Source organism: Streptomyces sp. SID13031 (assembly GCF_010548305.1).
Lineage (GTDB): Bacteria > Actinomycetota > Actinomycetes > Propionibacteriales > Kribbellaceae > Kribbella.
Map to the genome: position 1 here is coordinate 119651 of NZ_JAAGLV010000024.1, position 7241 is coordinate 126891.

Below are 7241 nucleotides of genomic sequence, written 5' to 3' on the forward strand. Positions count from 1 at the left end.
AGACCGGACAGATGGCCGGGTGCCACGTCGAAGGCCGCTCCCTGGGTCGCGGCGTCGGCCCAGGCTACTGCGCTAGACCGGATGACTTCCAGTGGTCTGGCGATGACTCACCGGTCATCGGTCACCCGGCCGGCATACCCAGTTGGTCGACGGACGGATGCCTTCTCAGCTGTCGGCGGGTGGTGACTCCGAGCTTGCTGAAGACCTTGCGGAGGTGCCACTCGACCGTGCGCCGGCTCAGGTAGAGAGCCGCTGCGATCTCCGGGTTGCTGAGGCCCTCGGCGGCCAGCCGCGCGATATGACCTTCTTGATCGGTCAGGTCCTGCTGGGTCTCGACCGTCCGCCGGCGGACCGTCTCACCGGTCGCGGCCAGCTCACGACGTGCGCGCTCGGCGAACGCCTCGACACCCATCGCGCTGAACGACTCATGCGCTGTCCGCAGCTCGCATCGCGCATCGGCACGGCGATTTCGGCGACGCAACCATTCGCCGTAGAGCAGCCGCGCTCGCGCCAATTCGACCTGGATCCTGGTACGGCCGAGCCTGTCGATCGCCTCCCGGTAGAGCTCCTCGGCGGAGTCGCCGTCGCGCAGCAGTGCACCCCTGGCCGCAGCGACTCCGAGCGCGTAGTCGGTGCCGCTTGCACGGGTCATTTCCGACAGCAGGTCGAACGCGCCGGCGGCAACGTCGGCCTTGCCACTACGCACTCCAGCCTCGACCAACTCGGCGAGTGCCCATTTGGTCGGGCCCAGCTCCAGCGGTTCGGTGGCCGCCTCCTGTGCGGCGACCAAGGCGTCGTCGTACCGGCCGAGACCGTTGCAGAGGAGGGCACGGGCCGCGTTCATCATGGTGAGCCCGACTCCTTGTCCGCTGGCGGTCGCGTCGTTGATAGTCGCCTGGATCAGCTGCCCGGCCTGCGACTCGTGCCCTCGCATGGCCGCGAGCCACGACGCGGGGATCGGGGTCAGCACGTTCTCACCACCCGTCACCTCCGCTATCCAGTTGCTCTCGGCAACCAAAGATCCGGCAGCGGCCAGGTTGCCGCTGTGGATGTCGAAGATCGCGCGACTGGCCAGCGCGAGTGGAAGCAAGCTCAAAGCTCCTGCTTTGCGGACCACCTCCAGATGCCGCCGGCTCAGCACGTCCCAGTGCACGTCATCCCACAGGTCGACGGCCGCGACCGCCGCCACCCAGGCGCTCCTGAACGCCTCCTCGACGGTCAGGTCCTCACTGCCGAACGCCTGGATCGCCCGGTGTAGCGGGCCTGCCGATGCAACGTAGCCATCGGTGTACAGGATGGCCATCCCCTCGAGCAGCAGATCGGCCTTGCTCGGTGCCTCAGCTCTGGGCGCGGTACGAGCTGCCTGAGCCACTTGCCGCATACCGGGGCCCGGCCCAGGTGCCAGTCGTCCGGCGAACAGAGCCGCGGACAACGCATCAAGGTAGGTTCCGCGCGCGACCGCACCGTCCAGCGATTCGAATCTGCGAGCGGCCGCCAGCATCAGCGGCAGAGCCTGGTTGCCATGGATCGAGTTGTACGAGATCTGCGCCCGCAGGAGATCCACCCGCGCGAGTTCAGCCTCGGCCAATGGGCCCGACTGGGCGAAGGCCAAGAGTTTGTAGGCGTCTTCGAATGCCCCGGCGCCCGCCTTGGCCTGGGCAGCGGCGAGCGAGCGTTGCGCCCGCCGTATGGGGTCAGGCGTCAACGACGCGGCGGTCTCGTGGAAGGCAGCCGCCGCGGCAAGACCGCCCAGCGACACCGCCCGATCGGCTGAGCTTTCGAGTTCCGCCGCAACTGCTTCGTCCGGACCCAGCGCCGCACTCGCGCGGTGCCAGGCGTGGCGGTCAGGACTGGCTTCGGCGTCTGTGGCATCAGCCAACGCCCGGTGCACTTGCCGCCGTTCCGCCGGCGTCGCGGACTGGTACATGGCCGACCGAACCAGCGGATGCCGGAAACGGACCCGGTCATGGAACTCGATCAGACCGGCTTCCTCAGCCGTCGCCGCCACGTCGGCCTCGATCCCCAGCTCCTCAGCGGCCCGCCACAGCAGCGGGATGTCGCCGACGGGTTCCGCGGCCGCGACCAGCAACAGCAGTCGTGTCTGCGGTGGCAGGCTCGCCAACTGCCGGATGAAGCCTTGCTCGAGCCGGTTGATCAACGGGCCTGTACTTCGCGCCGCCGCCGTACCGAACGCCAACTCGGCCGCGGTGAGCACCCGAGGGAGCTCGAGCAGAGCCAGCGGGTTGCCGTTGGATTCGGCGAGGATGCGATCTCGTACCCGGGGGTCGAGTGTGCCGGGGACCGCCGACTCGAGCAGCGCGGCCGCGTCCTCGGTCCCCAGCCCACGCAACTGAAGCTCGGGAAGGCCGGCCAGCTTGGGCTCCTGATCGGTCTCTCGTACTGCGAAGACCAGTCCCAGCGGCTCTGCATCGAGCCGGCGAGCCACGAACTCCAACGCCTGCGCAGACGCCTGGTCCAGCCACTGCGCGTCGTCGATGACGCAGATCAACGGCTGCTCCTCGGCGACACCGGCGAGCAGCGTCAGCGCCGCCAGCCCGACGAGGAAGCGGTCCGGTGCGCCGCCGCCCTGCAGCCCGAACACGGTTCTGAGTGCGTCTCGTTGCGGCAGCGGGAGGCTGTCGAGCCGGTCGAGGTACGGGCCGCAGAGCTGGTGCAGTCCGGCATACGGGAGTTCGAGTTCGGACTCGACACCCGCCGCCCGGCCGAGCTGGCATCGGCCCGCGCCCTCGACGAGAAAGTCGAGCAGGGCGGTCTTTCCGATGCCCGCCTCACCGCGGAGTACCAGGACCTGGCTCCGGTTGGCCTGCACTGCAGCCACCAGACCGGCCAGGGTCTTGCATTCGTTCTGCCGTCCCCGCAGGGCAGCCCAGAAGACTGCAGGCGAGGTGGACGGCCTCGCGGAAGGCACGGAGCCGAGGACCGCCACTCGCCCCAGGAACGCCGTCGTTTCGTCGTGATCAGGCATTGCCATCACTGACCTCTCGAAGGGCCTTCAGGCACTACGCGCGGAAGGCATACGTCCATGCTCTTCAGGCAGCACGTACTCCGCGTCCGTCACCTGACGCTGTCGATGACGTAATTCGCGCCAGTCGGCGACGGGGTGTGACGGCTCTCAGGACGGCATTCCGTAGTAGGCGGTGACCGCGGCGGCGCGGTCGCGCAGAGAGGTGCGCAACCACTGCGGGCCCAGGGCTTCCGCGTTCGTGGAGAGCTGCCACAGTGCCCATTCGGCGTGTCTCGGATCTTGGAAAGTCAGCTCCAGCCGCAGCCAGCCGCCCGCCTCGATTTCCTCGGCTTCTTCGGCGAGAACAGCCAGTGCGGTGCCCACCAGGTCCTCCCGCCGGGCCGGGTTCACCCGTACCAGCACGGTGACCTGGTCGGAGCCGGCCCGGAATTGCGTGCTGCGTTCCTGCCAGGCCCGATCCAGATCGACCAGGTCTGGTCGCTGTGCGGGCTCGGCGAGTACCTCGGCGGCCAACACCCGGGACAGCCGGTACGTGCGATCCGCGCCAGATTTCGTGGCCAGCAGGTAACCCTGGTCTCGTACCGTGACCAAACCGATCGGGTCCACCGTGCGCCACTCCGGGGTCTGGTTCACCGCCGCGTAGCGGATGCGCAGCCGGTGTCCGGCGAACACCGCGCGACGGACCTGAGCCACCACGGCGTCCGGCACCTCCTCAACGACCAGCCGGCGCGAGAGGAGATCGGTCTCCGGGTCGATCAGCAAGCGCTGGGCCGCGCCGGTCGCGGTGGCCCGATAGCTTTCAGGAAGCGCGTCGACCACCTTGCGCATGGCCGAAGCGAGCGCCGAGCCGAGGCCGAACGCCTGCGCGCCGCGCCGTGATCCGGCGACCAGCAGGGCGAGCGCCTCGTCGTGATTCAGTCCGGTGAGCTCGGTCTGGAAACCGGGCAGCAAGGCAAACCCGCCGTGCCGGCCGCGCTCGGCGTAGACCGGGACGCCTGCTGCGGACAGCGCCTCGATGTCGCGCAGCACGGTCCGGGTGGAGACCTCCAGCTCGCGGGCCAGCCTGCCCGCGGACAACCGACCGTGCTGGCGCAGCAGCAGCACCAGCGATACCAACCGGTCGGCGCGCATACCGAAACTTTACCGCGATACACGACAGAGGGTGTCGTGTATCGCTGGGAGGCTCATCAACACGACGTCAAGAAGACAGTGGTCACCGAGGCCGACGTCGGTGAAGCGAAATGGAGCTGATGTGGCGATCGAGCGAACGGCGATCAACCCGTGGACGTGGTCGGAAGGGCTGGGATACAACCAGGGTGAAGTGGTCTCCGGGCAGACCCGGACCTTGTACTGCTCCGGGCAGACCGCGATGAGCGGCGACGGCAAACCTCAGCACGCCGGTGACATGGCAGCGCAGCTGGCGCTGAGTCTCGACAACCTGGAGGCCGTTCTCGGTGAGGCCGGCATGTCCCTCGCGAACCTCGTCCGGCTCAGCGTCTACACCACCGACGTCGATCAGCTCTTCGGCCATTACGGCCTGCTGGCGTCGAGATTGGGCGCCGCCGGGGTAGCCCCGACCACCACCATGCTCGGCGTAACCCGACTGGCCATCCCCGACCCACTGGTCGAACTCGAAGGAACAGCCGTCGCCTGACCCCCACATCGGCCCGCTACTCGTACCGGCCGAACCGGCACGAGTAGCGGGCCTGGACCAGCAAGCTAGGCTCGCGGGCATGCGGATTTCCGTTTCCTCGGACATGGACCTGCCCGTGGCGCGCTCACTCGTCACGGAGCTACGCAGCCGTGGCCATGAAGTCACCACGTATGGCGCACTGGCCCCCGGCGACGATCCCCAATGGGCAGTCTGCACCGAGGCAGCGGCCCGCGACCTCGCCGCGGGGAACGCCGACCAGGCGGTCGTGTGCTGCTGGACCGGCACTGGCGCCTCCATCGCAGCGAACAAGGTGCCGGGAGTCCGCGCGGCCCTGTGCACAGACGCATACACGGCCGAGGGTGCCCGTCGCTGGAACGACGCCAACGCACTGGCCCTCAGCCTCCGCCTGACCTCCGAACCACTACTCAACGAGATTCTCGACGCCTGGTTCGCCGCCGAACCGAGCAAGGACGAAGCAGACCGCCAGAACATCGCACGCGTCAGCCGCTAAGGCGCTCGCTACCGGCTTGCCCGGTTCTGTACTAGGCGTTGGTGTTAGTGGGATCGGCGGGTGTTCGGAGCGCGGCGGCGGGGAGAGTTCCGTCAATGATCTGGGCGGCGACGGCGCTGAGCTGTTGATGGTGGCGCCGGGCGTGGGCCCGCATCAGCGTGAAGGCTTCGTCGACGCTGATGCCGGTGCGTTCGGAGAAGACGCCTTTGGCTTGCTCGAGCATGATGCGGCTGTTCAGCGCGGACTGAAGTTGCTCGGCCAGCAGCTCGCCCCGTCGCACGGTGCGTTCCTGCAGTAGCCCGACGGTGGCGATGTCACACAGTGCTTGACCGAGGTCGACGTCGGCGCGGCTGAGGGTCACGCGGTCAACGCAGAAGAGGTTCAGCACCCCGATCACGTCACCACGGAGCCGGAGCGGGATCGCGTGGGTGGAGCGGTAGCCCGCGGCAATGGTCGCTGCGCGGAACCTCGGCCAGCGTTCCTCGACTTCGGACAGGTCGATGTTCACCATCTGCTCACCGGTGGAGTAACAGTCCAGGCAGGGACCTTCGTCGTTCTGCAGGACGAACAGCTCCAGGAGTGCGGCCTCCTCGGTGGTGGAGGCCATCACATGCAGCACGCTGCGCTGGTCGGCCAGGATCAGCCCGGCGGCGTCAGCCTGCAGCAGTTCCACACTGCACTCGCACAGCGTGTGGAGGAGGTCGATGACGTCGAAGTCGTCGACAAGAGTGTCCGCGAGTTCGACGAACACCTGCGCGAGGCGCTGCTCCCTGCTCATTTGATGCCGCCTTCCCGGACCAGAAGCTGCCGCGTCCACATACAGGTCCTATTCATGATGATCGTCCTCGGGATGGAAGGTCACCCGTCGGGCGACCACGTATTGGGCGAGCTCTAGCAGCGGGCGTTCCTCGGCATAGGCGCGGGCGCGCAGCATCAGCAGCGCCTCGTTGATGCCCACCGATGCCTGGACCGTGACGATGCCGGTGGCCTGATGGATCGCCCGGTGGCTGTCGGCTGCTTCGGCGAGTTGAGGATGCAACCCGCCGGGCGGCGCCTTGTGCTGCAGATCCAGCAGGATCGTCGTCGCGGCGGCCGCGTAGTCGAGTGCCTCGCCCAGTTGAAGATTGTCCAGCGGGCCAGGAGTGTCGCGGTACAGGTCGAGGACACCGAGCCGGATGGCGCCGATCTGGAGCGGGAACGCGAAGATCGCCGCGATTCCGGATTCGGTGGCAGCGGGCGCGAAGGCGGGCCAGCGCGCTCCGGCCCGGGCGAGATCGTGCTCCAGCACCGGTCGCCGATCCCGATACGCAGTCAGGCAAGGGCCTTCACCGAGGGTCTGCTGCAGGTTCTCCATCACCATCGCCGGTCCATCGGTGGCCGCGAGCGTTCCACCGTGGCCCGCTGGTGTCATCAACGCTACTCCCGCCCCGCTGACCGGCACCGCCCCTGCCGCCGAAGCACACAACCTGGTCCAGACCGTGTCACCTTCGAGATTGGGAGGATCTGACCGGTCCACGGCCAGCACCTCCAGGAGGATCTGCCGAACACGTAGCGACGCCACTACCTCACACCCGCCCCGCCAGATCGCCGGCCGGCGCTGACCGCCGGGACCGGCGCTGCTGGGCGATGAGCGTTCTGGGCATGACGACCCCGTTGTTAGGCACTCCTCGGAGCGCCGCCGGGGGCTGGGGCAGCGATGGTGTTGTTTGACGACGGTACCCCGCCGCTATGCACGGAAGACACGATCCCGGCCACGACACGTCCCCTCTACCCCTGATCCGGCTCCGGCGAACGTGATCCAGGCCGCTCATCAACCGTCGATGTCGACGGAGATGAGCGGCCTGGTCCCGATCACGCGGGCGGCGGCTGTCAGCGGAGCCAGGGGTAGCGGTTGACGATGGCGAGGCCGTTCCAGCGGTCGGCCAGGCCCCAGGTCCGGCCGGCGGCGAGGAGGGCCAGGGCTACCAGGGTGATGGCGCCGATGATGTGGTCGTCGATCACCGGGTTGGTCGTCGGCGGTAGCGCGGCGCTCCACATCATCAAGTACAGAACGACTCCCGCGGCCGCGGCGATACGCATTGCGACGCCGA

6 protein-coding genes and 1 pseudogene are annotated in these 7241 nt (G+C 68.1%); 2 read left to right on the forward strand and 5 right to left on the reverse strand.

Features of this window, described 5'->3' with window-relative positions:
* Positions 1–121 precede the first annotated feature (121 nt).
* Positions 122–2986 (reverse strand): LuxR family transcriptional regulator, encoded by a 2865-nt coding sequence (locus G3I17_RS35125; RefSeq protein ID WP_164602871.1) that lies wholly within the window; start codon positions 2984–2986, stop codon positions 122–124.
* A gap of 147 nt (positions 2987–3133) precedes the next feature.
* Entirely contained in the window at positions 3134–4117 is a 984-nt protein-coding gene (locus tag G3I17_RS35130; protein WP_164602873.1) for a WYL domain-containing protein, read from the reverse strand.
* Between the two features lie 127 nt (positions 4118–4244).
* Between G3I17_RS35130 and G3I17_RS35135 the strand changes: the two genes are divergently transcribed.
* Both G3I17_RS35135 and G3I17_RS35140 read left to right on the forward strand, forming a co-directional pair.
* A complete protein-coding gene (locus tag G3I17_RS35135) occupies positions 4245–4640 on the forward strand; it encodes a RidA family protein (protein ID WP_164602908.1) in 396 nt (131 codons plus the stop codon).
* Positions 4641–4719: 79 nt separating this feature from the next.
* Positions 4720–5151, forward strand: coding sequence for an RpiB/LacA/LacB family sugar-phosphate isomerase (locus G3I17_RS35140; RefSeq protein ID WP_164602875.1), 432 nt, complete (start codon positions 4720–4722; stop codon positions 5149–5151).
* A gap of 31 nt (positions 5152–5182) precedes the next feature.
* Here the strand turns inward: G3I17_RS35140 and G3I17_RS35145 are convergent, their stop codons facing one another.
* The 3 genes and pseudogenes from G3I17_RS35145 to G3I17_RS35155 form a co-directional block, all read right to left on the reverse strand.
* Positions 5183–5929, reverse strand: a complete 747-nt coding sequence (locus tag G3I17_RS35145; protein ID WP_164602877.1) for a GAF and ANTAR domain-containing protein — start codon at positions 5927–5929, stop codon at positions 5183–5185.
* 48 nt (positions 5930–5977) lie between these two features.
* Positions 5978–6712: a GAF and ANTAR domain-containing protein gene (locus tag G3I17_RS35150; protein ID WP_343238530.1), complete on the reverse strand. Its 735-nt coding sequence runs from the start codon at positions 6710–6712 to the stop codon at positions 5978–5980.
* A 308-nt stretch (positions 6713–7020) separates the two neighbouring features.
* A pseudogene (locus G3I17_RS35155) lies at positions 7021–7241 on the reverse strand (hypothetical protein); the annotation flags it as partial.

Coding starts and splice junctions, on each gene's coding strand:
- G3I17_RS35125 (WP_164602871.1), bottom strand. CDS start 2,986: ATGCCTGATCACGACGAAACGACGGCGTTCCTGGGGCGAGTGGCGGTC.
- G3I17_RS35130 (WP_164602873.1), bottom strand. CDS start 4,117: ATGCGCGCCGACCGGTTGGTATCGCTGGTGCTGCTGCTGCGCCAGCAC.
- G3I17_RS35140 (WP_164602875.1), top strand. CDS start 4,720: ATGCGGATTTCCGTTTCCTCGGACATGGACCTGCCCGTGGCGCGCTCA.
- G3I17_RS35145 (WP_164602877.1), bottom strand. CDS start 5,929: ATGAGCAGGGAGCAGCGCCTCGCGCAGGTGTTCGTCGAACTCGCGGAC.